Source organism: Ruminococcus sp. YE71 (genome assembly GCF_900119155.1).
Classification (GTDB): Bacteria; Bacillota; Clostridia; order Oscillospirales; family Ruminococcaceae; genus YE71.
In genome coordinates this window covers 69,546-95,649 of the sequence record NZ_FPIR01000017.1, presented here as the reverse complement: position 1 = coordinate 95,649, position 26,104 = coordinate 69,546, and the positions used below count along the sequence as shown (strand labels likewise).

Below are 26,104 nucleotides of genomic sequence, written 5' to 3'. Positions count from 1 at the left end.
TTGTCAACCCTTTATTTTGTAAACTCTTTTTGAATAAGTTTTAGGCTCATTCAGATGTTTTACTTTCTTGCTCGTTTTCGTTACGAGCGGGTCAACTATTTTAGTTTACCATATTTCGTTTGTTTTGTCAATTAAGATTTTTAAAATCTTTTATTAACTAAATTTGAACGGAGTTTGGTAGTTTGCTTTCCTTTGACTTACTTTACTTTCAAACGTCCTTCATTACACGCTTTGCACATTCCTGTCATTTGTGTTCTGTTGTCCGTTTTTCTGTACCGTTTGTCTCAGTCAGCTTAATTATTATATCAAACAATCCCACTCTTGTCAACCCCTTTTTGACAAGTTTTTCAGGTTTGTAGACTTGCACAGTTTCTTTTCGTACATTCTCAAAACTTATCCGACTTTATACAGTACTAATGCTGCATATTCCTCTTTATTTGTTTAGCACCTGTCCTTAATTAATTATAATCCTACGTTTTCTTTATTTATTGTGTAATTTATTCATTTTTTTGCTTTAATCGGCAGTTTAATTGTATCAGTTTTTCCCTTGATTTTTCTCTATATTTATTGTATAATTATTACGTTGATATTTAATTTTTATGGGAGAATGTATTATGCAGCAAGAAACAGAAGAGAAAAAACCAAAAAAACAGAAAAAACACTTCTGGCACTGGGAACAGGTCACTCTGCTCCTTCTATTCTACGACTTCTTTACTATAGCGTTCTCGTACTTCATGGCCTTGTGGCTCAGGTACGATTGCAGCTATTCAAAGATACCCCGCGATCACCTCTACGCCTACGCGCAGTTCATCCCCTTCTACGGACTGTACACCGTATTCATCTACTGGAGAATGCGCCTTTATAAGAGTATATGGCGATTCGCAAGTTTTATTGAGCTGACACGTACCATCATCTCGATACTCGTCACGGGTTTTGCTCACTTTGTAATGATAACCGTGATATTCCACCGTATGCCGATCTCCTATTACCTATTCGGCATTGTGTTCCAGTTCATGTTTACCATCGGCATCAGATTCTCTTACCGATTCATCCTCGTTTTGAGAAAGAGCGCCAAAGACCCCGACTCCACTTTGCCGAGAGTAATGCTCATCGGTGCAGGTGCCGCAGGTCAGCAGATACTTAACGACATCAACCGCTCCGAAGTACTTTCCGAAAAGGTAGCCTGCATCATCGACGACAACCCCAACAAGTGGAACCGTTACATCAATGACGTTCTCGTTGTCGGCGGCAGAGACTCCATTAAAGAAATGGTCGGTAAGTACAACATCCAGAAGATCTATATCGCTATCCCCTCCGCCTCCAAGGCTGACAAGATCGCGATACTGAACATTTGCGCCGAGACCAACTGCGAACTCCGTCAGCTGCCGGGTATGTATCAGTACATCAAGGGCGAGCTTTCCGTCCGTCAGATGCGCAAGGTCGATATCGAAGACCTTCTCGGACGCGACTGCATCAAGACCGACATGGAGGATGTATACAACTTTATTAAGGGCAAAACCATCCTCGTTACGGGCGGCGGCGGCTCCATAGGAAGCGAGCTTTGCCGACAGATAGCCGCTCACGACCCGAAACAGCTTATCATCTTCGACATCTACGAGAACAACGCTTACGAGATACAGCTCGAACTTCGCGAGAAGTACCCCGAGCTCAACCTCGAAACGCTCATCGGTTCCGTCCGCGACAGCCGAAAGCTCCAGAGCGTGTTCGCCACCTACCGCCCCGACGTTGTCTACCACGCAGCCGCTCACAAGCACGTCCCCCTCATGGAGGACAGCCCCAACGAGGCGATAAAGAACAACGCCATCGGCACTTACAAGACCGCCTACGCGGCTATGCTGTACGGTGTAAAGCGCTTCGTTCTGATCTCCACCGACAAGGCAGTTAACCCCACCAACATCATGGGCGCCTCCAAGCGTCTTTGTGAGATGATTATCCAGAGCTTCGACGCGAAGATCAAGGCTGGCAGAGCCGCCGATCTCCCGAACCTCTTTACCCACGCTTTTGAATCCAACGACGCATTTGACGCTCCTATCCCCGAAAATCCGCAGACCGAATATGTTGCGGTTCGTTTCGGCAACGTTCTCGGCTCGAACGGCTCGGTAGTCCCGATATTCCGCCGTCAGATCGAACAGGGCGGACCCGTCACTGTCGTTGACAAGAACATCAACCGCTTCTTCATGCTCATCAAGGAAGCCGTTGCACTGGTACTTCTTGCAGGCACCAACGCAAACGGCGGCGAGATATTCGTTCTCGACATGGGCGAGCCCGTCAAGATCGACACTCTCGCACGCAACATGATCCGTCTCTACGGCTACAAGCCCGACATCGACATCAAGATCGTCTACACGGGTCTCCGCCCGGGTGAGAAGCTCTACGAGGAAAAGCTCATGAGCGAAGAGGGACTCAAGCGCACCGAAAACGACCTTATCCACATCGGCTGCCCCATCCCCTTCGACACGGACAAGTTCCTCGGCCAGCTTGAAGGTCTCATGAACTGCGCTTACCGCAACTGCGGCGACATCCGCGAACACGTTCAGGAGATGGTCTCCACATACCACCCTGCCGCAAACAGCGTGAGAAAATAATAAAAACACAAAATCGGTATCACACGAACGTGATACCGATTTTTTGCGTTTATGTCATTTTTATCTGCTGTGTCTTGACCTGACCTTCTTTGCGAACATCTTGTCATCCGCACGCTTCATTATCTCGTGCATCGACTTGCGCGCATCCTCGACGGTCGCCTTCTCGCACCCGAGACTTACGCAGATGTCGTAGGGCTTGCCGCCCTTCAGGTTGAACTTGTCTATCGCCGTGTAGACCCTCGCCTCAAAGGAATCGGCAGTCTCCACGGCAAGCATGGCGATCATGTACTCGTCGCCGCCGAAACGTGCGCAGATGCCGTTCTCGCCCACCGCGTCATACAGTATCTTCGCCGTATTCGCGATGGCAAAATCGCCCTCGCTGTGCCCGAAGTTGTCATTGATGTATTTCAGTCCGTTGAGGTCGCCCGAAACGAAGAGAAGATCCTGCCCCTCGCTCTCGGCGCGGTCGAACAGCCTTCTGACCTCGCGGTAGAATCCGCGTCTGTTCAGCAGTTCGGTCAGCTGGTCGTGGATGTAGAGCACTCCGAGCTGTTCGATAGTCTCGTTCAGCTGTGTGGTGACCTCCACCGATGCCAGCAGTATGTTCAGATGGGTGATGAAGTCGTATATCCTCCACGCGCCCATGCTGTCACTCGGATCGAAGCTCATGACCGCGTAGCCGTACACCCTTTCGAGACAATGCACAGGCACGAATATCATCGAATCCGATTTCGCCAGCAGTTCCTCGGAGCAGATGTCGTCGGTACCGAGGGACTTGAACGGCACCGAGCACTCGTTACCGATGACGTTGGTGCGGACTGCCAGCACATTCCCCGCCCCCGAAGTGTCCGTGTAGCCGAAGTATGTCGGGTCGAGATACAGCTCCGACGCGCTGTACAGCACCTCCGAAAACTGCTTCTTGATGTTGTCGAGAACGCCCAGTATGCCGCGGTCGTCCATGTTCGAGAGCAGCATATGGTCGTTGAACATACGGTACATCCTGTTCCAGTCCAGCAGACTGTCCAGTTCAAGATACACTCTGCTGGCGGCATTTGAAGGGACAGGCTTGCAGCCGCAGGACTGTCCGAGTATCTGATTGCAGCCGAATTCCTTCCTCTCGGGAACGATCGGCACGCCCTTTTCGGCAGCGAGTATCTTTGAAACGATGTAGTCGCCTGCGGAGCGGTAGTCTATCTTCGCGGTCGTGATGGACGGGCTGAATATCTCGGCGCGTTCGATGCCGTCGATACCCGTGACGATGATGTCCTCGGGCACGTTCAGACCGTTCTCCTGCAAGGCAATAGCCGCGGATATTGCCATCGTATCATTTGCACAGACGAGGGCATCAGGGACTTTGCTGCGCTCCGAGAGCATTTTCAGCACAGCGGCACGGGCAGGCTGATCCCAGAACTCGCCGTAGTAGATGTCCTTCTCGTTAAAACGCAGTCCGTGGGCTTTGAGCGACCTGCGGTACGCCTCATTCCTCGCCTCGGAGAAGTTGTTACCCTTTATTCCGCTGAGAAGGCAGATGTCCTTGGCGCCGTGCTCCTCGATAACGTGATCGACGAGCTTGCGAAACGGGGTCTCGTAATCGAAGAAGATGCCGTAAGCGCCCTTTATCTCGCGCTCCACCGCAAACACGGGTATTTTGCGCTTTTTGCAGTAAGCGGTGATCTCATCGCAGATCTCCGTGCTTTTGAGAAGCTCGGAATAGATGACAGCCGCTCTCATATCTATCCTGTCGTACAGCGAGTAGATGCTTTTCTCGCCCACGTCGAGAGCGTCGCCGTGATACAGGTCGGTAAACGACGAAAAGATCATCACCTTATAGCCGTTCTCGATGATTTTACAGCGCAGATAATGGAGATTCTCATGCCTCCCTATAGTATGGATATTCGGAACAAAAACAGCAACTACGCCCTTCAATCCGATCCCTCCTTTTATCAAGTTAAGCCATTGTTATTATACCATATTCACCATGTTATTTCAATCACATCTGTATATTTTATTAATTTTTTGTCTATTACATATATAATCACACTATGCGATTTGTCTATTCCGACCATTCCGCTTCCTGCGCCCCGAAAAAGACTTCCCGCCCCTCTTGTAATTGCGGCTTTGATGTGATATAATGTATGTATATGCACACCCTGAAAGGAGCTGACCTGAAATGTATCATGGATATATCGACGTACCCACCATCGCGTATTTTGAATTCGGGAACGTCTGGTCGGGCAGTCTGCTCGGCACGTTCAACTACAAGATCATCCCAAAGTCGAAGGATGAACCGCCCGTGCTTCACGTCACGATATGGTACGGTACCCTTTGTCTCGACAAGTCCGAGATAGCCGAGGAATTCGACTGTCCCCTGAGCGAGGAAGGCTACGAAGAGCTCATAGCCATGCTGAACGAGCGCATCCACGCCTACCGTTCCGAGACCGCCTACGGGCTGACATAACACAAAAAGACCCCCGAACCATCGGGGGTCTCATTATTTTCGGTTATCAGTTCATGAAGCTCTCGTAGCCCTTGTTCTCTTCTCTGAGTGCTTCGATCTGCTTCTTCACGCCGCCGACCTCGTTGTCGATCTTTTCCTTGATCTCAACGACCTTAGCCTGCTTCTCGAGGAAGTTGTTCTTTGCGGTCTCCTTCTCGGTATCGATGGAATCTGTCTCGGAAGTGAGCTCTGCTTCCTTCTCGGCGAAGGAATTGTTAGCGTTAGCAACAGCCTCGTTGTAGTTCTGCTCGATCTCTTCAAGCTTCTTGCGGTAATCCTCCTCAGCTCTTGCGAGAGCGGCACGGTGCTCAGCCTGGAGCTCCTGACGCTTGTCGGAGATGGACTCACCTCTTGTGATGACCTCTTCGTAAACAGCCTTAGCCTCATTGACTTCCTGCTCTGCCTGCTCAAGCTGAGAGGTATACTCAGCCTCAACGCCGCCGAGCTGTGCTTCGAGCTCTGCGAGCTTATCGTTGTTAGCTGCGATCTGCATCTGAGCGAAAGCCTTCATCTTATCGAAAGCGCTGCCCGAGTGCGAAGCTCCAGCCGCGAAATCGAATGCGGGTGCGGGTGCAGCAGCTTCCTCTGCCTTTTCTTCGGCAGCAGGCTCTGCGGTCTCTTCTGCGGGTGCAGCGGTCTCTTCAGCGGGAGCAGCCTCTTCAGCAGGTGCAGCTTCCTCAGCAGCGGGAACAGCTTCGTCGATAGCACCAACCTCGGGCACAGACTCGCTGCCTGCGGGCTTGATAGCGCCGTCAGCAGCCGAACCGAGGCTGTCAAGGTCAAGACCCTCAAGGGAGATGCCCTCCATATCGCCTGTTGTGTTGTCAACGGGCTCTTCAACGGCAGGCTGTTCTTCCTGCTTCTCAGCCTCTTCCTGTCTTCTAACTTCCTTCTCGTACATGAAGCGTTCGAGCTTGGAGAGACCCTCAGAGGATTCCTCCTGAGCCTCCTCAGCGGGAGCTTCCTGAAATGGTTCGCTTGCGGGAGCTGGAGCCTCAGCTTTGAGCGGAGCCTCCTCCACGGGATGGGGCATAGCGTTCTTCGAGCGGATAACGGTCTCGGGGATGCTGTCCTCACCGCAGCGTCTTCTAATTACGTTTGTGATAACGTCCTGTTTAACGTCGAGCTGCTTCGAGATATCAGCTACCGAAACGCCCTCCTTGAACAGTCTTACCATCTTGTCATTGATCGATTCTTCTCTTACCTTCTTACCAAATGCAGGCATCTGAGTCAGTCCTTTCAGTTTAATACAATGATCCGAATAAACAGATATCGAAATATATATGCTATATAATAAAATACATTAATATACGCAAACTTCGCCTGCTGTCAGACCCTATATTTGTATTATATCACAAATTTTCAATTTTAGCAATAGTTTACTCTGATTTTCTTCCGAAAATAGTGCATAATTTCCGCGTTCACAATTTGTACAATTTACCGTCAGAAAAAACGGACAGGTAGTTTAAACCTGTCCGTGTAGTTTCATATTTTTACAAATCCGGGTCAAACCCCGTCGGTTTCCTGCACATCGTCTGTGATAAGTGTGATCTGTGTGCAGTCTTTTTCATCATCCTTGTCCTTATTCTTGAGCTTGTCGCCGAGAGGACCGAAGAAAACGAGCACATCCACGATGATTATCAGCACGATGATGACTGCTAGCACAACTGGTGCCGCCGACTTCTTCCCACCCTGCTGATCGGGCTGCGGTACCGACTGCGGCATTGGAATCTGCTGCTGAGGCATCTGCGGCTGCATCGGAGCGGACTGCTGAGGTGCGCCGTACTGCTGCATCGGGGACGCAGTATTCTGAGTCGCAGCGTACTGACCGTAGGGGTTAGACTGCTGTACCGACTGAGGAGTTACCTGAGGACGCGGCTGCGGCGCAGGCTGAGGTGCAGGCAGCGGAGCAGGTCTGGGCTGCTGACCCGCTGCTGCGGAATCCATCTCGAAAGAGGGTGCAGGGGGCGGAGTCTGGGGTGCGGCAGGTGCGGAACCCGGCATCTCGGCAGCTTCAAAGCCATCGAACTTCTCGCGGTTGAGCTCCTTTGCGGCCGCAAATGTATCTTCGGTTATAACGGGGCTCACGATGCCTTCCATAGTGGCAGGCTCGACTACCTTCGGCTCTTCCTTCTTCTTCTCCTGAGGTGCTTCCTTACCGCAGACATCGCAGAATTTCGCACCGGGAGTGAGCATATTTCCGCACTGACGGCAGAAACGGTTAGCCGACACTCTTACGACCTCGACGGGCGTTCCGCAGCTGGTGCAGAACTTTTCGCCATCATTTATTGTAGCACCGCATTTTGTACAAGTCTTAGGCATATGTTTTCTTCCTTTCGATTATGAAGCTGCAAATGAAAAGCTGTCGATGACCTCTCCGCAGATATACCAGTTATTTTCGAGCCTTACGAGGGTAAAGTCCCTCGAATCCGAAAGCAGGTCAGCGTCCTTGCGGATGCGCAGTTCCGCCGTGACGTTCATGGCCTTTGTAAACTCGGGGCGGACGCCGTAGCGCTGCTGTTCCTTCGCCTCAAGCTCTTCAAGCTCGGACTCGGAAAGCTCCGCCGCGCTGTTTATCCGAAGGCTTATCTTGCCCTGAAAATCCTCTCTGACGTAAATGCTGTCAAGAAAGCCCTCGGTATATTTCTCATCGCCGAGAAAACGGGCTTTTTCCCAGGGCAGCCACACGTTGAGGTAAGAGACCTCATCGCTGTAGTTGACCGCCAGACGCATGGTATTGAGCGGCTGTTCGTATGCAAGCTCGCCCTTATCCGCACTGCTGCCGCAGGACACAAGGATAAGTGCTGCCAAAACGGCTGCTGCCGATCTTCTTGCTTTCATCACAGATCATTCCTTAAGATGTTCATATATCTATAATACACTATTTATCCCCGATTGTCAAGTATTTTTTTCGCAAAAACGCCGACAGGATATTCTGTCGGCGCAAGCAGTTTATACGGATATACCGTTAAAATATACATCATACCATACAAGGAAAGTATACACCGTCCAGATCTTGCGGGAGTGGTCGTATTTGCCCTCGCGGTGCTCGTCGAGCAGCTTCACCAGCTGATCGGTGTTGAAGAACCTCTCCGAGTCTGCGGACAGGAACTTATCCTTGACCTTGTTGTAATACTCGTCCTCTTTGAGCCATACTCTCGTCGGCACGGGGAAGCCGAGCTTTTTCTTCTCGGCGGTCTTGGGCGGGCAGGCTCTGAGCGCCGCGACGCGCATCGCGTACTTGGTGGTCTCCTTGGTGACGCGGTATCTCTTGGGGATACGCTCTGCCAGCGCCATCACGCGCTTGTCGAGGAAGGGCACTCTCAGCTCCAGCGAGTGCGCCATGCTCATCTTGTCGGCTTTGAGCAGGATATCGCCCGTCATCCAGAGGTGCAGATCGAGGTACTGCATCTGGGTCACGGGGTCGTTCTTCGCTGAGCGGTCGTAGAAGGGCTTTGTTATGGCGGTCGGGTCGGGAGCGTTGGTAGGGTGCTTGAGCAGCGCCTTGCGCTCGTCGGGAGTGAACATATAGGCGTTGCCGATGAACCTCTCCTGAAGCGTCTGGCTTCCGCGGATGAGGAAGTTCACGCCGTGCTTGTGGGGCAGACCCGAAACAGCCTTTCCTGCGGCGCGTCTGATGGGCAGCGGTATGTGCTCGTACATCGCCATGTCGTCGGGGTTGTGGTAGATGTTGTAGCCGCCGAATATCTCGTCAGCGCCCTCGCCCGAAAGCACCACCTTGACCTTCTCCGCCGCCAGCTTGCAGACGAAGTAGAGCGCCGCCGCCGCAGGGTCTGCGAGGGGTTCGTCCATGTGGTACTGAATCTTCGCAAAGCTGCCCCAGAAATCCTCGGGGCTGATAACGTGTGAAGTGTTCTCCTTGCCGATGTACTGCGAGAACTCCTTCGCGTAGCCGATCTCGTTGTACTTCTCATCCTCGCCGAAGCCGACTGTGAAGGTCTTGTCAACGTTCGCCACCGCCGCCACATAGCTCGAATCAACGCCGCTGGACAGGAACGAACCTACCTCAACGTCGGCGATCTTGTGAGCCTCGACGCTGTTCTTGAAAGTGTCGGAGATCCGGTTCACCCAGTCCTCAAGGGTGGGCTGTTCGTCGGGTGTGAACTCTATCTGCCAGTAGCGCTTTACGGTCAGCTCACCGTTCTCATACACGAAATAGTGTGCGGCAGGCAGCTTGAAGACGTTCTTAAAAAATGTCTCGGTGGTGGGCGAGTACTGGAAAGTCAGGTAGGTCTCCAGCACGTCCTCATTGAGTTCCTTGACGAAGGCAGGATGTTCGAGGAAGGACTTTATCTCGCTTCCCCACATGAGGGTCTTGCCGAATCTTCCGTAGTAGAGCGGCTTGATACCGAAGAAATCCCTTGCTCCGAACACACGCTTCTTGTTCATGTCGTAGATCACAAATGCGAACATTCCGCGCAGTTTGTTCAGCAGGGTATCGTAGTCCCACTCCTCATAACCGTGGATGAGGACCTCGGTATCGGCGTTTGATGAGAACTTGTGACCTGCCGCGACAAGCTCTTCGCGAAGCTCACGGTAGTTATATATCTCGCCGTTGAAGGTGATGACCACCGACCTGTCCTCGTTGAACATCGGCTGACTTCCCGCCTCGGAAAGGTCGATTATCGACAGCCTGCGAAAGCCCATCGTGACCGCGTCGCTGACGTAAGAGCCTGCCTGGTCGGGACCGCGGTGGGCGATCCTGTCCATCATGCGCTCTATGACCTCTTTGCTGTTGTCAAGATACTCGGTAAATCCTACAAAACCGCACATAAAAAAACTCCTCCTTAGAGCTTTGCGAAAATAACCTCTTTCGCCTCATTAAGATCGGCTGCGATCACGTCGGCGAGGGTCTTCATCTCGTCGTCGGGCTGCAAAAGATCGGGCACCATCACAGCGTACAGACCTGCCGCGTGAGCCGAGCGGATGCCGTTGAAGCTGTCCTCGACCGCCGCCGCTTCCTCGGGCTTCACGCCGAGACGTTCGCAGGCTGCGAGGTAGATGTCGGGCGCAGGCTTGCTGTGCTCGATGGTGTCGCCCCCGATGACCGCGTCGAAATACTTTGTGAAGCCCGCCATTTCAAGCTGAGCCTCCACCGTCGCCTGTCTCGTGGAAGAAGCGAGGGCGGTGGGCACTCCCCTCTCCTTCAAAGCGCTGAGTATCTCTTCCGCGTAGGGCTTGACGGGCAGACCGTCCTCGGCGATGGTGCAGTGCATCACCTGCCGCAGTTCGCCGTAGACCTCCTCAACGTCGATGTCGGGATAAGTCTCCGCAACGATGATCTTTGTGTCGGCGGTAGTTCTGCCGATGGTCTTGTGGTAGACCTCCTCGACCTTGTCAAGCCCGTATTTCTCCGCGATCTTTTTCCACACGATAAGGCAGAGTCGCTCGGTGTCGAACAGCACGCCGTCCATGTCAAAGACCACAGCCGATAATTTCTTTTCCATACTTTTCCATTCTCCTGTATAATAAAGCTGAATTCACATCACTTGAAGTACATATAGAGGTCGCACTTTATCATGCCGTTGTAGAGCTTGCGTTTCTTGTCGGCCTTTTTGCCGAAGTGCGTCTCGAAGTTCTCGTCGGGCGAGATTATCACGCAGGGGTGCTTCGCGTCGGGGTGAAGTCTTTCGCCGAGCCTCTTGTACAGTTCCTCTGCGGCGCGGATGTCCAGCAGTCTCTCACCGTAAGGCGGATTGCAGACGGTTATCGCTCCCTCGGGCGGCGTAAAGTTCTTCACGTCACGCTCTCTGATCTCCATCCTTGAAAGAACTCCCGCCTTTCTCGCGTTCTCAACGGTCAGATCGACCGCTTCGGGGTCGATGTCCGAACCGAACGCCTTGAAAGCCGCCTCCTGTCTTGCCAGACCGAGGGCGCGGCTGCGTTCCTCTTTCCAGACCTCCTCGGGTATCTGCTGCCACTCCTGAGCCGCAAAGCTTCTCCGCAGACCGGGAGCGATGCCCAGAGCCTTGTAAGCCGCTTCGATCAGCAGCGTTCCCGAACCGCACATGGGGTCGCAGACGATGCTGTCCGACCTGACCCTCGCAAGGTCGATAAGACCTGCCGCCAGCGTCTCCTTGATGGGCGCGGAGTTCGAGTTCTTGCGGTAGCCGCGCTTGTGGAGACCCTGCCCCGAGGTGTCGAGGTAGACGGTGCAGATGTCCTTGAGAATGTTGAATTGCATCTGATGCACAGCGCCGCTCTCTTCGAGCCAAGTGACACCGTAGCGTCCGCCGAGCCGCTTGCTCGCCGCTTTCTTTATTATACGCTGACAGTCGGGGATGCTGTGAAGCTTCGAGTTGATGCTGTGACCCTTGACGGGGAACGCATCGGTCTTGCCGATGAACCGCTCCAGCGGAAGTGCCGTTGTACCCTCAAAGAGCTGTTCAAAGCTCTCGGCGCGGAAGCTGCCGAGCTCAACGAGCACTCTCTCGGCGGTTGCAAGGCAGATGTTCGCACGGGCGATCATCTCGATTCCTCCTGTGAAGCTGACCTTTCCGTCGCTGACGGTGATCTCCTCACCGCCCAGCTTTGTGACCTCAAATTTCAGCACGCTCTCCAGCCCGAAATGACACGGGCAGCAAAGTTTTATCTTTTCCATTCTTATCCTTTCCACAGCAAAAGGGGCTGCCGAAGGGTAAACTCCACCCGTTGTCGAACAGCCCCATTACTGTCATTAAGAATTGTCGTCAGATCCTATCGTATCCCATGGAGCGCGTCCGCCTTTGGACTGTCGTTCCATCCTGCCGAGCGGCATCAGTGCCAGCCCGAGCAATACTGGGGGATATACGATGTCTTGTAGTAACCTACATCTGTAGAACCGCAGTAGGTTCCCGCGATGTCGCCCGTCTTGGTGCAGTATTTCAGCATCTGAACGGAATCGGGCATCTGGAAATCGTGGTGAGTCTCGTTCTCAGCGATGTCGCCGAAGATCCTCAGCCAGATCTCACCGATATTGTGATACTCGTTGGTCGGAATCTTATTCCACTTTTCAAAGCCTATCCATACGCCGCTGACGTAATCGGGAGTACAGCCGACAAAGTTCAGATCGATCCAGTCAGATGAAGTACCCGTCTTAGCCGCGAGTACGGTATTTTTCAGCTTAGCGTAGCGTGCGGTACCGTTCGTATCGGTAACAGCCTTCTGCATCATCTTGTTCATGATGTAGGATGTGCTGTCGTTTATCGCCTGCTTGTAGCCGTCGCCGTGCTCGTAAACCACAGTACCATCGACCTCCTGCAAGAGAGAGATGTAGGTAGTGGGGTACTTTTTACCGCCGTTGCCGAAAATGGTGTAAGCCGCAACCAGCTCCTGCAAATGCAGACCGTGGTTCAGACCGCCGACCGTCATACCCGAATAGTCGGAGTCCTTTCCGTCAACGAGGGTGGTGATGTCCAGCTTCTCGCGCAGGAAATTGAAGCAGTACGCAGGGGTCATCTGTTTAACAAGCTCGGCAGGGCAGGTATTGAGCGATCTTGCAAGCATCTGCCATGCAGGGATATAAACGTTCGACCAGTTCGCACTCTCGCCGAATTCCGAGTAGTTTACAGGCCATTTTTCCTCAACACCGTCACCGTCTGCGTCAAGCATCAGAGGCGGCGAGTCGAGCATGAATTTTGAATAGGTGATAAGATCCTGATCGAGGGCGGGTGCATAGGAAGCGATAGGCTTGATGCACGAACCTGGAGAACGCTCGCCCTGCGATACAAGGTTGAATATACGCGATTCTTTTTTCTTCTTACGCGAGCTTACGTTAACAAGAACGTTGCCCTTGTAATCGACAACGCAGAAACCTGCCAACAGCTTGTCGCCGTCAAACGACCACTCCTGGAAGCAAGTGTTGTCCTTCATTTTCTTTTCTATCTCGCGCTGCATCTTGATGTCCACGGTAGTGTAAACATCGTAGCCGCCCGAGTAAAGACGTGCTCTTGCGTCCTCGACGCTGATGCCCTTCTGATCGGCTATAAGTTCCTCAGCCTGATTGAGAGCGGCATCCATGAACCAGTCGGTCTCGCCCTGATCTTCGGGTATCTCGTTATCCTCTTCGATGGAAGAGAATTCGGGGTCGCCGATGACTTCAAGTTTTTCAGCCTGTTTCAGGGCTACAGCCCATTCATCATCAGACAAGGTTCCGTTATCGTTCATCTGACGCAGAACGTACTTCAGACGGTCCATATTTTTGTCGGGATGTTCAAGCGGATTAAGATCGGCGGGAGCCTTCAGCATAGCCGCAAGAGAAGCCGCCTCAGCGTAATTGAGTTCCGAAACATCCTTGCAGAAGTAGTAGTTCGCCGCCTGTTCAACGCCGATGATCTCCTTCTGAGAAGTACCGAACTCGACAACGTTGACATATGCTTCAAGAATATCGTCCTTGGTGTAGACCTTCTCGACGTTTATCGCACGGAATATCTCACGTATCTTACGTTCAACACCCTCGGCACCGTCAGCAGAATTATCCTTTGTAATATTCTTTATTGTCTGCTGAGTGATGGTCGAACCACCCTGCTTAGCACCGAGCAGCGTCTTGATGATAGAGGCGAGGGTTCGTTTGAAGTCAACACCGTCGTGGGTATAGAAACGCTCATCCTCGGCGCACACGAACGAATCCTGTGCGTAAGTGGGCACCTGCTTGAGATCGACCCATACAGCCTTACGCTGCTGATTTTTCAGACCGTAATAGAATATCCATTCCTCGCTGTCCTCATCGTCGGGATCGTAGTCGGGATTCTTGTAGAAGAATCTTGTGACATTTGAGGTAACGACCTCTTCGTCGAGGTTGACGGTGGTCGTGGTATCAGCAAAGTTCAGGATATAGATGGTAAGCGCGGTCGCGAAGATCGAACCCGTGATGACGATGACCATCAGCGCTGAAAGCATCAGCGTAGCCACGACTTTGAGTATCGTGACCATAGGATGCTGACGATAAGGCTTCGGTCTCTGCCGTCTTACCGTTCCGTTCCTTTTTTCTTCCATATCATAAGCCTTTCTCGTTTTGTCCTCTCGGATCGGGTCTGTCCGAAGAAAGCAAGGGGACGTTTCCGCCCCCTCACGATATTATTTCTCTTACAGATTATTCGTAGTCAGCCTCATCATCGGCAGGAAGCAGTGCCCTGATCGAAAGGCTGATGCGCTTCTTATCGTAGTCGATCTCAGTGATCTTTACGTCTACCTCATCGCCGACAGCAAGTACGTCCGCAACGTTGTCAACTCTGCGGTCTGCAAGCTGCGAGATGTGGATAAGACCGTCGATACCGTCGATGATCTGTGCAAAAGCACCGAAGGAAGTAAGGGAAACTACCTTTACCTTTACAGCCTGACCAACCTCATAGTTGTTCTTGAATACTTCCCAGGGATTATCGGAATCCTTCTTAGCGGTAAGGGAAACCTTGCCTGTCTCGGTGTCGATATCCTTGATGCGTACCTCAAGCTTATCGCCTACAGATACGATATCGGAAGGATGCTTAACTCTCTTCCAGGAGAGATCCATTCTTCTTACGAGACCGTCTACGCCGCCGAGATCAACGAATACGCCGTAATCGGTGATGCTCTTAACTTCGCCTACGATAACGTCGCCGGGCTGTGCGCTCTCGAAGAACTTAGCCTTAGCAGCCTCTCTTGCCTCACGCTCTACAGCGCGGATGGAGCCTACTGCCTTCTGTCTTGCCTCGTTTACCTCAATTACCTTGAAGTCTACGGTCTTCTTGAGCATATCGTCGAGGTTTCCGCCTCTCGGAACTGCCTGCGATGCGGGGATGAATACTCTTACGCCGTTGGAAGTAACGATGAGACCGCCCTTAACGACTGCGGATACAGTACCGTTGAGAACAGTGCCCTCTTCCTTAGCAGCAGCGATCTTCTCAAGACCGAGTGCAGCGTCAACTCTCTTCTTGGAGAGCTCTACGATACCCTTCTCGTCGCTGGTCTGGAGAACGATAAGTGCGATGGTATCGCCTACTGCAACGATGTCCTGCGGCTTCTTGGAAGGATCGTCGGTAAGCTCTTCGGGCTTGATATAGCCTGTGTGCTTGGTTCCGATGTCAACGCTTACTTCGCCGTTAGCATCGATAGCGGTAACAATACCCTCTACCTTCATACCCTTATGTATTTTCTTAAGAGTTTTCTCCATTTCCTCCGCAAAGTTAAATTCTTCAACATTGTTCAACATTTCGCTCATGGCCTGTTGTACCTCCTCAATTATATAAGCAGGAGTGCTTGCCCCTGCAGAGATCCCGATAGATCTTGCGCGCGTGAGATCTTCTCCCTTAAGCGCTTCCTTCAGCTCGTCTGCCGTTTCTACGTGTATGGTGCGGCAGTATCTGCTGCATACCTGCACGAGTTTATGGGTGTTCGAGCTGTTCCTGCCGCCTGCGATTATCATCAGGTCGGCGTGCTGCGAAAGCTGTTCAGCCTCCGCCTGTCGCTGCGCGGTCGCGTTGCAGATAGTGTCGTACACCTCGGCATCGGGGCGTAGTTTTGCGAGCACTTCCCTGCACTGTTCCCACAGCAGTTTATTATACGTTGTCTGAGACAGAACACAGAGCCTTACATCGCTCCCTATCCTGCCAAGCAGTTCTTCAAGCTCCCCCGGGCCTGCGAAGACGTAGCTCTCGTTCTCACAGAATCCGCGTATGCCCTCAACCTCGGGATGGGTAACATCCCCTGCGATCAGTACGGTCATACCCTGCTGTGTTTTTTCAAGAGCTTTGAGCTGGATTCGTTCAACGAACGGGCAGGTCGCATCAACTATCTCGGTCCCGAGCTCTTCGAGCTTTTTATAGACCGACCTCGGCACACCGTGCGATCGTATGATGACTGTCTGTCCCTCGCCGATCTCATCAAGCTCCACCGCCTTACAGCCCCTTGCTTCAAGGTCTGCTACAACGCTGCGGTTATGGATGATCGGACCTAAAGTCACAACATCATTTCGGTTATCTAATTTATTATACACGATTTTTACCGCTCTGTCTACCCCAAAACAGAACCCAGCGGTCTTTGCGACTGAAATTTTACATTCTGTTAACATTTAATACACCAATTTGGTAATAGAATCCATGATTTCTTTCTTGATCTTTTTCAAATTAGGTGAAGACGTATCAGTTATGCCGAGTTCTTTGGTGTCGATCGGTTCGCCGAAACGCACCACGACTTTCTTTCCTCTGGTCATCTTCTCGCCCTCGAAATTGATGCCGACGGGCACGACCTTCGTCTGTGCGATAGCCGCGATGAGTGCTACGCCCGTCTTGCCCTTCCCGACCTTTCCGTCCTTTGAGCGGGTGCCTTCGGGGAAGATAACAAGGTTCCTGCCCGACTCAAGGCGGTCGATAGAGGTGTCGATAACGCCCGTATCGCCCGAACCGCGGTCAACGGGGAAAGCCCCGAAGAAGGTTATCAGCCACTTGAACGCCTTGTTCCCCTCAAAAAGCTCCTTTTTCGCCATATACGAGATAGGGACTCTCGTATGCAGGGCGATGAGCACGGGGTCAGCGTACCCTCTGTGGTTTGAAGCGAAGATGTTTCCGCCGTCGCGGGGGATATTTTCAAGTCCCTCGAAGGACAGCTTGTACCTCGCCTTAAAGATCAGCAGAATGACGGGTCTGAGCAGATTGTAGAGACACTGTCTGACCGCGCCTATCTTATGGGTCTTGCTTATTGGTCTGAGGGGCATGAGCATACGGTCGCGTCTGCTCTTTCGCTCTGTGCCTTCGTCAGAGTTTTTTTTTTCGGCGGACGAAGCGGTCTCTGCCGCCCTGACGATAGCGTCCACCACCTCATCGATAGTCATGCTTGTGGAATCGATGAGCTGTGCGTCCTCAGCCTGTCTGAGGGGTGCTATCTCGCGGTGAGTATCGTTATAGTCACGCTGATTTATATCGGCGAGCACTTCCTCGTAGGTCGAGGGGTCGCCCTTTTCCTGTAATTCCCTGAAACGTCTGTTCGCTCTCTCTTCTGCCGAAGCGGTGAGGAACAGCTTCACCTGAGCGTCGGGCAGGACTACCGTACCGATGTCTCTGCCGTCCATGATGATATCATTGGTCTTTGCGATATTGCGCTGAGTATCGAGCAGGAACTCTCTAACAGCAGGCACTGCGGACACCTTTGAAGCGCCCATCGAGACTTCGGGAGTGCGTATCTTGTCCGACACGTTCTCGCCGTTCACGAGTACCGCCTGAGCCCCGTCGATGTAGGTAAGCTCTATCTTCAGACCGTCGAGCTGTGCGGTTATCTGTTCCGCGTCCCCGAGGTCAGCGCCGTTTTGCAGAGCGTGATAAGCGATCGAACGGTACATAGCCCCCGTATCGACATACACATATCCGAGCTTTTCCGCGGCGCGTCTTGCGATAGTGGATTTGCCCGCACCCGAAGGTCCGTCAAGCGCGATATTTATAGCCATTATTCTTTCACTTCTTCCGTAAAAGCTCATCGAGCGCATTTTCGGCTGCCGCAGAACGCATCCCGTCCCAACAGCAAGCCACATATTATATTATGCCACATCTTATCGAAAAAATCAAGAGGGTATGACAAAAAATCATCTGTTTTTCACATTTTTTTCGCACAAAAAAGAACAGGTGCTCCTTTCAAGAGGGAGCACCTGCCGTTCGGGCGGTCATTGCAGATTATACTTCTTGTCCAATATGAACGCGGTTATGATATAGAAAACCACTGCCAGCACAGTGTAGTATATCAGTGAAGGCACATATCTGATGCTTGAAGTAAGGTAGTCGTAGAAGTTGTCCTTTGTGAATCTGAGGGTCACTGCGAAGACCATGCCGTAACCCCAGCTGAGGAGCACAGAACCGCCTATGGCGATAAGCACAGTCAGCAGACCCTTGTTCTTGTTCGACATGGAAGCTATCACGAACACCATGTACAGAAACAGCTGAACGAAGATTATCAGCATCAGCGAGTTCATGAAGCTCACGGCGACGTAGACCACATTATCGAGGTCGAACTTGTCGGTGTCGCGGCCAGTGAAGAGTGTTTTCAGCAGACTGCCCACGCCGAAGATATCGTCCTTGTCCGCCAGCATCATGATACCCGTCACGATGCCCTTGCAGGCCTGTGCCGCGATGTACCACACCACCGAGCAAAGCAGCTTGCTCGCGATATGCCATTTGGGCGAGATGGGGATCGTCAGCATGAGGTAAGCGTCGTTTTTCATCACGCATCTGCGGAATCTCAGCAAGGGTATCAGGAATGCGAGCACCGAGAACACGAATATCGAGATGGTACAGATAATATATGCTACCATCATGGAAACGCTTGCGGTATCGCTGATATTCTTGCCTTCGGTTGGTATCAGCACCATACAGCCTATCATCGCGACCGCGAGCACGAGCAGACCGATGCATATCGGCACGAAAGTCCTTGCGGTGGAGCGCAGGTCGGATTTTATCAGCTTGATTAACATCTGTACACCTCCCTGAAATACATATCGATGCTCTGACCCGTCTGTGTGCGGATATTTTCTGCCGAGTCGTAAAGAAAGACCGTTCCGTTCTGAAGCATCAGCACATCGTCGAGCACCTGTTCGATATCATAGATAAGGTGAGTCGAGATGACCACAGCTGCCTCGCGGTTATAATTCTGGAGGATGGTATTGAGGATATAGTCTCTTGCCGCGGGATCAACGCCTGCAATAGGTTCATCGAGAAGGTAAAGTTTAGCCTGTCTGCTCATAACGAGGGAGAGCTGGATCTTTTCGCGCATACCCTTTGAGAGGTGGCTGAACTTTTTAGTCAGGTCGATACCGAGTCGTGAGAGCATATCGAGAGCCTTCACCGAATCGAAATCGGAATAGAATTCCGAGAACATTTTTATAATATCCGATACCTTCATATAATCGGGCAGGTAATCGCGGTCGGGGAGGTACGAGACTATCTTTTTAGTTTCGACGCCGACCTCATGGCCGCCGATAGTAAGAGTACCGCCCGAAGGGTGAAGCAAGCCTGCCGCCATTTTTATGAAAGTAGTTTTACCGCTGCCGTTAGGTCCGAGCAGTCCGATAATGCGGCCTGCGTAGAGGTTAAACGAAGCGTTCATGAGAGCAGGCATATTCCCGTACTGTTTAGTAAGACCCTGACAGGTCAATATAGGTTCCATTAAGAAGTTTCTCCTTTCCATATTTTCCAAAAACCAAGCAACCGTCCGTGTTCGCCAGAGACCAAAAAAGTTCAGGAGGAAGGGAGACCCCCTCCTAAAATTTTTCAGACCCCGGCGTTAACGGGACGTTTGGCTGTATTTTCTGTTTTTCGCTAAATAAAATGGGCGAGGTCACCGCCTCGCCCCTCTTTTCATCGGAAACTTTCGCTCAGCGCTCTTCACAGATCAGCCTTATCGCCGTTCTCTCCTCGGCATCAATAACTACATTGCCAAATGCAGGTATGCAGATAAGGTCGATCCCTAACGGCGCAAGATACCCTCGCGCTATCGCAACAGCTTTTATCGCCTGATTGGCAGCACCCGCTCCGACAGCCTGTATCTCCACCGATCCACTGTCTCTGATAACTCCTGCTATCGCTCCTGCGACCGAATTAGGAACAGAACGTGACGAAACCTTTAATATCTCCATATATACTGCCTCCTTTAGCGTGTTAATACATTTAATTATACAACAAACTCACAGAATTTGCAATAGTATAAGTGTATTTTTGGCAGTTATCTCATAATCACACGCTCGATTTTGTACGCTTTGCCCAATTTTTCGTCAAAGCTGATGACAGCCGCATTTATAAACGAAGGATTGCTGCTCGCTTTGAATGTCACAGGCGTATGATATTTCATCTTCTCCACCGCTATGTCACTGTCGATGCCCAGAACCGAAAGCTCGGGACCACACATCCCAACGTCCGTCAGATACGCCGTGTGACCGCCCAGTATCGCTTCGTCAGCCGTCTGAACGTGAGTGTGCGTGCCTATCAAAGCCGTCACCCTGCCCGTCAGATAATGCCCCATGCCCTTCTTCTCGGAAGTCGCTTCGGCATGGAAATCAACGAAAATGTTCGGCGTGCCTGCCTGCTCTATCAGCTTGTCGATGCAGAAAAACGGGTTGTCGAGCGGTTCGAGACCAACCGTACCCATCAGACTGATGACCGCTATCTTCACAGGGAAAAGGTCGGCGATATACATTCCGCTGCCTGCCACCCCTTCGGGATAGTTCGCAGGACGGAGCAGCGTCTCCTCGCGCTCGTACAGCTCCTCACAGCCGCGCTGCTGAAAGGAATGATTGCCGCCCGTCACCACGTCCGCGCCGAGCTGTATCAGCCGTTCGTAGCTTCGGCGGTCGATGCCGTTGGTCTCGGCAGAATTCTCGCCGTTGACTATCGTGAAGTCGATCTCGTGCTCACGCTTCAGCTTGTAGATATTCTTTTCAAGTATGTCGATACCTGCGGAGCGCACAACGTCACCGACAAACAGCACTTTCATTTCCGACACCGCCTTGCTTTTTTATATAGTGTTTCTCATTTGATCCGGCACTCATCTATCCATAACGAACCGTGCAACTTTTACATTCGCCGTATATTAAATAGTCGTCAAAGAACGAGGAATTGTAGATTTCTATCAGCAGCTCGGCATATGTCGAAACGGCTTTCCGAACTCGGTCTTCAAAGAAAACAACTCCTCGGCACGGGCGAATCACAGCAAAGATCGCATAAGGAACTTTGAAAAATATTATACCATAATTGCCGCCCAAAGTTGTGAATATTCAATGAACTTTGAAACAAAGACAAGACCCCGTGAGCTTTCACCCACGGGGTCTTGTCGAGAGTTTTTTATGGAAAAGTGTATCACATTATCTTATTTCAAGCCGTCTCGAAACGGGCTGCTGAGGCTGCTGTTTCGGCAGATCCATATACAGGATCCCGCTCTTGTACTCGGCAGTGATGCCGTCCTTGTCGATGCCTGTCAGGTCGAAGCTGCGGCTTACCGAACCGTATCTGCGCTCGCGGCGGATATACTTGCTCTTCGGCTCACCCTCCTGCTCGGTCTCGGTATGCTCTGCCGAAAGGGTCATGCAGTCGCCCGTGATGTCGAGCTTGATGTCCTCTTTCTCGAAACCCGGCAGCTCGGCTTCGAGAACGTATTTGTCGCCGTCATCCCTGATGTCGGTGCGGAAACCCTCGAACCTCTGCGGCATCCCGAAGAAGCCTCTCTCAAACTCATCAAACAGATCATTGTGTCTTTCAAACGGTGTCATAGCAAACATAAGTCATACCTCCCAAAAGCTTTTCTTTTTCATATTTTGTGCAGTTATGAGACTTATATGCACATCGGACTCATTCCTTTCTTCGTTTTCTCTTTTCCTCTTTCTGTAATACATAATAGCCCCCGAATATGAAATCCATGTCACCCGTTTGTGAAATACTGATGAAAATTAGCACTCTCAATAGTAGAGTGCTAACCCATTGGAGGAAACCCCGCCTTAGCTTCGCACGGACAGAAGAAAGGTTCTCCCCCAGCCCCCTTCCAAAGACTTTTATATTGTCGTCTGTTAGCTGTGAAGGAGAAGATAGTCTTTCAAAATTCCAAGAGAGACCACCTGACAAATTCCGCAAATGATACGTTACGCTCTATCGAACGTCTTTTTGGCAAGTGGCGCACAATTGAAGAAAAGAGCGTCACTCTTCCCGACCAACACAAATTAAGTAAGAACCACCCAAAAGCCAAAAAGTATTAAAAGTTTTAGTGAGGGGGTTTGGGGGAAGACCCTTTTTCAAAAGGGTCTCCCCCAAGAAAAATCCCGCACTCTTGAAAAAAGAAAAGGCGCGCCTGCCCGAGGACAGGTGCGCCTGAGAGTGTCAGGTTTTATTTTCTGTTCTTTCTGGATACGACGATCATTGCTGCTGCAACGAGTGCGGTCGCGCCTACTGCTGCGCCTGCGCCTGTACCGGGGTTGCTGTCGGTCTTGCCGCCTGTTGTAGCGGTAGCAGTCGATGTGGACTTGCCAGTCGTAGTCGAAGTCGAGGTCGAAGTAGTGGACGAAGTGTTCGAGTTAGTGGAGCTTGTGCTGCTCGAAGCGCTGTCGGTGCCTGTGCTCGAAGTGGAGCTGTTGTCGGCAGTGGAGCTGCTCGCATCGGAATCACTTGTGTCGATGTCGCCGCCACTGGAAGAATCGTCTACAGAATCGGCGGAGTCGGCAGAATCCGTAGAATCGGTCGAGTAGTCGGACGAATCATCTTCGCTCGAAGAGTCCTCGGAATCGGTAGTGGAATCGTCTAAGGAGTTATCGCCGTCGCTTGAGCTGTCCTCGACAGAAGAATCATCCTCGCTTGAAGAGTCCTCGGAATCGGTAGTGGAATCGTCTATGGAGTTATCGCCGTCGCTTGAGCTGTCCTCAACGGAAGAATCATCCTCGCTGGAAGAATCCTCAACAGAAGAATCATCCTCGCTTGAAGAATCCTCTACGGAAGAATCTTCTTCGCTCGAAGAATCCTCTACGGAAGAATCTTCTTCGCTCGAAGAATCCTCAACGGAAGAATCTTCTTCGCTCGAAGAATCCTCAACGGAAGACTCTTCTTCGCTCGAAGAATCCTCAACGGAAGACTCTTCTTCGCACGAAGAATCCTCAACGGAAGACTCTTCTTCACTCGAAGAATCCTCAACAGAGGAGCTTTCTTCTACAGAGCTTAAAACTCCCGAAGTATCGCTGTTCCACTCCTCGGAGCTGTTGATGTCGGCAAACTGGCTGCCCGTGAAGGGGTTCTGGTGGATCTCACAGCCTTCGTTGGTAACGGAATCCGCGAAAACAGAACCGTTGTGCGAAGCGGTAACGGTGATGTTAGCCTCGGGAGCAAGGATAACGCCCGTGTTGCACTCCTGGAAGGTGATGTTCTTGCCTGTAGCGTTGTGGAAGTTCCAGAGGAGCTTGCCGCCCTCGGCAACGTATCCGCCGCCCTTGCCGTCAACGGTACATTTCTTGTTGTAGAGAACGTTGTTCTTAACATTGACAACGTTGATGATGAGCGAATAATCGGTCTCGCCGTCCTCGCCCACGATCCTTATCTCGTGCTTCTCGATAGCCTCGGAATCAAGGGTGATTACGTTAGCGCCCTTCTTGCAGACGATGTTGAGAACGTCGCCGTCCTCGGTGATAGTGGTCTTTGCGCCTGCGGTGTTCTTCTGGGAAGCCGACTCGGAATAGTCATACAGAGCGTCGAACGCCTTGTCGAAGTCGATCTGGTAGGTCGTCATCGAGATGTGATACAGACCGTTCGCAAGTCTGTCAGCCGAATTGAACGTGCCCGACTTCTTGCCGTCGAGGTCGTTGATGAGCTGAACGCCGTTGCCGTTATTAACGCTGAAATCAAAGGTGATGGTATCGGGAAGTATCATGCCCCACTTCTTGGACTGCTCGATATTGTTGATACCCTCGTTTATATTGTCAACGTCGTTGATGTTATTGAGCTTGTTCTTGCCGAAATTCTCGATATAGATGAAGTTCTCGCCCGGGTTGATGTAGTCTACCACGTTCTCGGTAGTGCCGAAGCCCTGACCCGACGGATAGTAGTACTGAGCGGCGAAAACGCCCTCCATGTGGTTGTTCTGATAATAATCGTAGCTGAATACTGCATAGCTGTTAGCGCTTCCGAGAGTGTCCTCGGTGGCGTAAACAAAGTGCCCGAGATCCTGCATCTTCTCGTCAGCAGCTACCGCAAACTTCGGCAGGTCCGCCGAAAAACCGCCGTTCGCCGCGTAGGAGATAAGCCCTACAGAGTTAGCCGCGAGTGCGAGTGAAAGCACGCAGGCTGCGATCTTCTTGTGACTTCTCATCTGTTTTTCCTCCCATATATTATTACTGTAAACTTACGTTAAAAGATTTATCAAAAATACTTCTAACTAAGTTAAATTATATATCATAATAACGAAGAAGTCAACAGATTCGGTATAATTGCAAAAAAAATTGGTGAAACCCGTTCAACCTGTGTTCATATTGTGATGTGCTGTTTGTTGTTTATCACAAAATATATTGATAATACGCAAAGAAAACATACAGTTTGTATATGATACAATATTTTTATAAAGAATATATGTTATTTGTCAACCGTCGGCACAGGTAATGTCGATGACCACTATCTCGGAGACCGTGCCCGTCTTAAAAGGTATCGCCCAGCCCGAGATGCCCGAGCTGACGATAAAGTTCGTGCGGCCGCGCTGTTCGTAGCCGTACACGCGGTCGTTCGCACCGATGAGCAGACCGATGTAGCCCGCAGGCAGAAGATGTCCGCCGTGGGTATGCCCCGACAGTACAAGGTCGGCCTTCGCTTCGGCTTCGGCTGCGAAATCGTTCGGCTGATGGTCAAGCACGATGTGGTAGCGGCTTCGGTCGAGACCGCTGCACAGCTCCTCCATCGACGCTCTTTCGCCGTCGTAAGCGTCGCGTCTGCCCGTAAGGTAGAACCTGTCGTTCACCATGACCGTCTCATCGGTCAGCACCGTCACACCGTTCTTTTCAAGCTCCGACAGAAGCTCATCCACCGTGAAATCGCGGTAATTGCCATAGCCCGGGTCATGATTCCCGAGGATGAAATAGGTGCCGAGCACAGGCTTTGCGTCTCCGAGGGCTTTGCAGGCGCGAAGCATATCTTCCCTGTTGCTGTCATCGTCCACGAAGTCGCCCGTCACCACGATAATATCGGGCTCTTGCGACTTTATCCTGCTCATCTGCTGCGAGAACTCCGCCCCGTCAAGGGTGATGCCCAGGTGCAGGTCAGCTATCTCCGCGATGCGCAGACTGCCGTCCTCGCAGAGCTTTGTCGGGCTTTCAAGGTCGTAGTGTGTGATGACGATGTGGTGTGCGCTGTACCATCCGTAGCAGAGATACACCGCCGTCATCAGTATCGCGATGACGCCTTCGGGACAGCCCTTCCGCTCCGCATGGCGCAGCTTCCGCACCACTGCGGCGACTTCAAAGCAGATGAACCAGAACAGCGCAAGGTGCAGGAGCCCTATCGCCATCGCCCACACGTTTATCAGGCACAGCAGACCCGTCAGCGAGAACAGCCCCAAGGAGACCGCCCACGAAAGCCCCCTGTGCTTTACCGCGAGCTTCTGTATCGGGGTGAACCAATGTATCTGGCGTATCAGGAAAATTATCGACGCGACACATCCGATAAGTACCGCGCCGAATATCGCGATCCACATTTACAGCACGCTCACAAGCTCTTCACGGGGCTTGCTCTTCTCGTGACGCTCGGAAGGTGCGGCGTCCTCGGCGGCATAGCCCACGGGGAAGAGCGCCACGAGCTCATACTCCGCCATCTCGGGGAACATCTCCTTCACAGCCGGTGCGTCGAAATGGCCTATCCATGTGGAGCCGAGACCGAGGTCGTGTATCTCAAGCATGATCTGCGTCGAGACGATGGCGGCATCTATTTCCGAGAAATTCTTCTGATCGAAGGGACGAACCCATGCGCCTTCCGCCTTTCCGCCCACCGCGAGTATGTAGGGAGCGTCGCCGATGAATTTCATCTTTGTGCAGGAGAGGAGCTTTTCCTTAGCCTCCGCGCTCCTGAAGACCCACACCTTCACGGGCTGGTAGTTCACCGCCGTCGGTGCGAATTCTGCGGCTTTGAGTATGCTTTCGAGCTGTTCATCGGTCACGGGCTTCGAGGGGTCGAATTTCCTCACCGAATATCTGTCTCTTGCAAGCTGTAAAAAATCTTTCATAATGATTACCTCCGTTGCGGAACATTCATGCGGTGCGGACATAGCCGCATCCGCGGGATAACAGTGTTTTAAGGCAATACCGCACAACCATTGTGCGTCAGATGCGCCGCACCAGCGAAGCTGGTGCCACAGAAATTTCGTCAGATTGTCTAAATTCGACGCAGGCTTGCTGACGCAAGTCAAGGAGAATTTGGGTAATATGACGGAATTTATGCAAGCAGATGACGTGCAAAGGCGAAGCCGTTGGTTGCGCGGTATTGCCTTAATATATTATACACACTTTCTGCCCAATTGTCAAGTAAAACCGTTTTTGCAA

20 protein-coding genes are annotated in these 26,104 nt (G+C 51.7%); 2 read left to right on the top strand and 18 right to left on the bottom strand.

What is annotated here, in order from left to right:
* Window positions 1–614 precede the first annotated feature (614 nt).
* The gene (locus BT142_RS14525) at window positions 615–2,606 is read left to right on the top strand and encodes a polysaccharide biosynthesis protein (RefSeq protein WP_072418910.1); all 1,992 of its coding nucleotides are present in this window, start codon (window positions 615–617) and stop codon (window positions 2,604–2,606) included.
* A 60-nt stretch (window positions 2,607–2,666) separates the two neighbouring features.
* Here the strand turns inward: BT142_RS14525 and BT142_RS14520 are convergent, their stop codons facing one another.
* Window positions 2,667–4,532: a diguanylate cyclase domain-containing protein gene (locus tag BT142_RS14520; protein ID WP_072418909.1), complete on the bottom strand. Its 1,866-nt coding sequence runs from the start codon at window positions 4,530–4,532 to the stop codon at window positions 2,667–2,669.
* 244 nt (window positions 4,533–4,776) lie between these two features.
* Here BT142_RS14520 and BT142_RS14515 point away from each other — a divergent pair, with 244 nt between their 5' ends.
* Window positions 4,777–5,064 carry a hypothetical protein gene (locus BT142_RS14515; RefSeq protein WP_072418908.1) on the top strand — a complete coding sequence of 96 codons (288 nt, stop codon included), beginning with the start codon at window positions 4,777–4,779 and terminating at the stop codon, window positions 5,062–5,064.
* A gap of 46 nt (window positions 5,065–5,110) precedes the next feature.
* On the opposite strand, the gene BT142_RS14510 is transcribed toward BT142_RS14515, so the two are convergent.
* From BT142_RS14510 to BT142_RS14430, 17 genes are all read right to left on the bottom strand, one after another.
* Entirely contained in the window at window positions 5,111–6,328 is a 1,218-nt protein-coding gene (locus BT142_RS14510) for a hypothetical protein (RefSeq protein ID WP_072418907.1), read from the bottom strand.
* Window positions 6,329–6,609: 281 nt separating this feature from the next.
* Window positions 6,610–7,425, bottom strand: coding sequence for a zinc ribbon domain-containing protein (locus BT142_RS14505; protein ID WP_072418906.1), 816 nt, complete (start codon window positions 7,423–7,425; stop codon window positions 6,610–6,612).
* A gap of 18 nt (window positions 7,426–7,443) precedes the next feature.
* Entirely contained in the window at window positions 7,444–7,944 is a 501-nt protein-coding gene (locus BT142_RS14500; RefSeq protein ID WP_072418905.1) for a hypothetical protein, read from the bottom strand.
* A gap of 111 nt (window positions 7,945–8,055) precedes the next feature.
* Window positions 8,056–9,897: an asparagine synthase (glutamine-hydrolyzing) gene (asnB, locus tag BT142_RS14495; RefSeq protein ID WP_072418904.1), complete on the bottom strand. Its 1,842-nt coding sequence runs from the start codon at window positions 9,895–9,897 to the stop codon at window positions 8,056–8,058.
* 14 nt (window positions 9,898–9,911) lie between these two features.
* The gene (locus BT142_RS14490; protein WP_072418903.1) at window positions 9,912–10,571 is read right to left on the bottom strand and encodes an HAD family hydrolase; all 660 of its coding nucleotides are present in this window, start codon (window positions 10,569–10,571) and stop codon (window positions 9,912–9,914) included.
* 38 nt (window positions 10,572–10,609) lie between these two features.
* Window positions 10,610–11,725 carry a THUMP domain-containing class I SAM-dependent RNA methyltransferase gene (locus BT142_RS14485; RefSeq protein WP_072418902.1) on the bottom strand — a complete coding sequence of 372 codons (1,116 nt, stop codon included), beginning with the start codon at window positions 11,723–11,725 and terminating at the stop codon, window positions 10,610–10,612.
* Between the two features lie 155 nt (window positions 11,726–11,880).
* Window positions 11,881–14,097 (bottom strand): transglycosylase domain-containing protein, encoded by a 2,217-nt coding sequence (locus BT142_RS14480; RefSeq protein WP_072418901.1) that lies wholly within the window; start codon window positions 14,095–14,097, stop codon window positions 11,881–11,883.
* 97 nt (window positions 14,098–14,194) lie between these two features.
* The gene (locus BT142_RS14475; protein WP_072418900.1) at window positions 14,195–16,147 is read right to left on the bottom strand and encodes a bifunctional 4-hydroxy-3-methylbut-2-enyl diphosphate reductase/30S ribosomal protein S1; all 1,953 of its coding nucleotides are present in this window, start codon (window positions 16,145–16,147) and stop codon (window positions 14,195–14,197) included.
* Window positions 16,148–17,515, bottom strand: coding sequence for a (d)CMP kinase (gene cmk, locus BT142_RS14470; RefSeq protein ID WP_072418899.1), 1,368 nt, complete (start codon window positions 17,513–17,515; stop codon window positions 16,148–16,150).
* Window positions 17,516–17,728: 213 nt separating this feature from the next.
* A complete protein-coding gene (locus BT142_RS14465) occupies window positions 17,729–18,532 on the bottom strand; it encodes a hypothetical protein (protein ID WP_072418898.1) in 804 nt (267 codons plus the stop codon).
* On the bottom strand, window positions 18,526–19,224 hold the full coding sequence (locus tag BT142_RS14460; RefSeq protein WP_084659502.1) for an ABC transporter ATP-binding protein: 699 nt from the start codon (window positions 19,222–19,224) through the stop codon (window positions 18,526–18,528). The genes BT142_RS14465 and BT142_RS14460 overlap by 7 nt, the downstream gene beginning before the upstream one ends.
* 208 nt (window positions 19,225–19,432) lie before the next feature.
* Window positions 19,433–19,693: a stage V sporulation protein S gene (locus BT142_RS14455; protein WP_072418896.1), complete on the bottom strand. Its 261-nt coding sequence runs from the start codon at window positions 19,691–19,693 to the stop codon at window positions 19,433–19,435.
* 86 nt (window positions 19,694–19,779) lie between these two features.
* A complete protein-coding gene (locus BT142_RS14450; RefSeq protein ID WP_072418895.1) occupies window positions 19,780–20,547 on the bottom strand; it encodes a TIGR00282 family metallophosphoesterase in 768 nt (255 codons plus the stop codon).
* Window positions 20,548–20,914: 367 nt separating this feature from the next.
* Window positions 20,915–21,328: an Hsp20/alpha crystallin family protein gene (locus tag BT142_RS14445; RefSeq protein WP_072418894.1), complete on the bottom strand. Its 414-nt coding sequence runs from the start codon at window positions 21,326–21,328 to the stop codon at window positions 20,915–20,917.
* A 599-nt stretch (window positions 21,329–21,927) separates the two neighbouring features.
* Complete coding sequence (locus BT142_RS14440; RefSeq protein ID WP_072418893.1) at window positions 21,928–23,892, bottom strand: choice-of-anchor A family protein; 1,965 nt, start codon at window positions 23,890–23,892, stop codon at window positions 21,928–21,930.
* A 267-nt stretch (window positions 23,893–24,159) separates the two neighbouring features.
* Entirely contained in the window at window positions 24,160–25,263 is a 1,104-nt protein-coding gene (locus tag BT142_RS14435) for a metallophosphoesterase (protein ID WP_072418892.1), read from the bottom strand.
* Window positions 25,264–25,788 carry a nitroreductase family protein gene (locus tag BT142_RS14430; RefSeq protein WP_072418891.1) on the bottom strand — a complete coding sequence of 175 codons (525 nt, stop codon included), beginning with the start codon at window positions 25,786–25,788 and terminating at the stop codon, window positions 25,264–25,266.
* Between the last annotated feature and the right edge of the window lie 316 nt (window positions 25,789–26,104).

Bases quoted from the DNA above. Each gene is read 5' to 3' on its own strand.
- BT142_RS14525 (WP_072418910.1), top strand. From the start codon at position 615: ATGCAGCAAGAAACAGAAGAGAAAAAACCAAAAAAACAGAAAAAACAC.
- BT142_RS14515 (WP_072418908.1), top strand. From the start codon at position 4,777: ATGTATCATGGATATATCGACGTACCCACCATCGCGTATTTTGAATTC.
- BT142_RS14510 (WP_072418907.1), bottom strand. From the start codon at position 6,328: ATGCCTGCATTTGGTAAGAAGGTAAGAGAAGAATCGATCAATGACAAG.
- BT142_RS14505 (WP_072418906.1), bottom strand. From the start codon at position 7,425: ATGCCTAAGACTTGTACAAAATGCGGTGCTACAATAAATGATGGCGAA.
- BT142_RS14500 (WP_072418905.1), bottom strand. From the start codon at position 7,944: ATGAAAGCAAGAAGATCGGCAGCAGCCGTTTTGGCAGCACTTATCCTT.
- asnB (WP_072418904.1), bottom strand. From the start codon at position 9,897: ATGTGCGGTTTTGTAGGATTTACCGAGTATCTTGACAACAGCAAAGAG.
- BT142_RS14490 (WP_072418903.1), bottom strand. From the start codon at position 10,571: ATGGAAAAGAAATTATCGGCTGTGGTCTTTGACATGGACGGCGTGCTG.
- BT142_RS14485 (WP_072418902.1), bottom strand. From the start codon at position 11,725: ATGGAAAAGATAAAACTTTGCTGCCCGTGTCATTTCGGGCTGGAGAGC.
- BT142_RS14480 (WP_072418901.1), bottom strand. From the start codon at position 14,097: ATGGAAGAAAAAAGGAACGGAACGGTAAGACGGCAGAGACCGAAGCCT.
- BT142_RS14475 (WP_072418900.1), bottom strand. From the start codon at position 16,147: ATGTTAACAGAATGTAAAATTTCAGTCGCAAAGACCGCTGGGTTCTGT.
- cmk (WP_072418899.1), bottom strand. From the start codon at position 17,515: ATGGCTATAAATATCGCGCTTGACGGACCTTCGGGTGCGGGCAAATCC.
- BT142_RS14465 (WP_072418898.1), bottom strand. From the start codon at position 18,532: ATGTTAATCAAGCTGATAAAATCCGACCTGCGCTCCACCGCAAGGACT.
- BT142_RS14460 (WP_084659502.1), bottom strand. From the start codon at position 19,224: ATGGAACCTATATTGACCTGTCAGGGTCTTACTAAACAGTACGGGAAT.
- BT142_RS14455 (WP_072418896.1), bottom strand. From the start codon at position 19,693: ATGGAGATATTAAAGGTTTCGTCACGTTCTGTTCCTAATTCGGTCGCA.
- BT142_RS14450 (WP_072418895.1), bottom strand. From the start codon at position 20,547: ATGAAAGTGCTGTTTGTCGGTGACGTTGTGCGCTCCGCAGGTATCGAC.
- BT142_RS14445 (WP_072418894.1), bottom strand. From the start codon at position 21,328: ATGTTTGCTATGACACCGTTTGAAAGACACAATGATCTGTTTGATGAG.
- BT142_RS14440 (WP_072418893.1), bottom strand. From the start codon at position 23,892: ATGAGAAGTCACAAGAAGATCGCAGCCTGCGTGCTTTCACTCGCACTC.
- BT142_RS14435 (WP_072418892.1), bottom strand. From the start codon at position 25,263: ATGTGGATCGCGATATTCGGCGCGGTACTTATCGGATGTGTCGCGTCG.
- BT142_RS14430 (WP_072418891.1), bottom strand. From the start codon at position 25,788: ATGAAAGATTTTTTACAGCTTGCAAGAGACAGATATTCGGTGAGGAAA.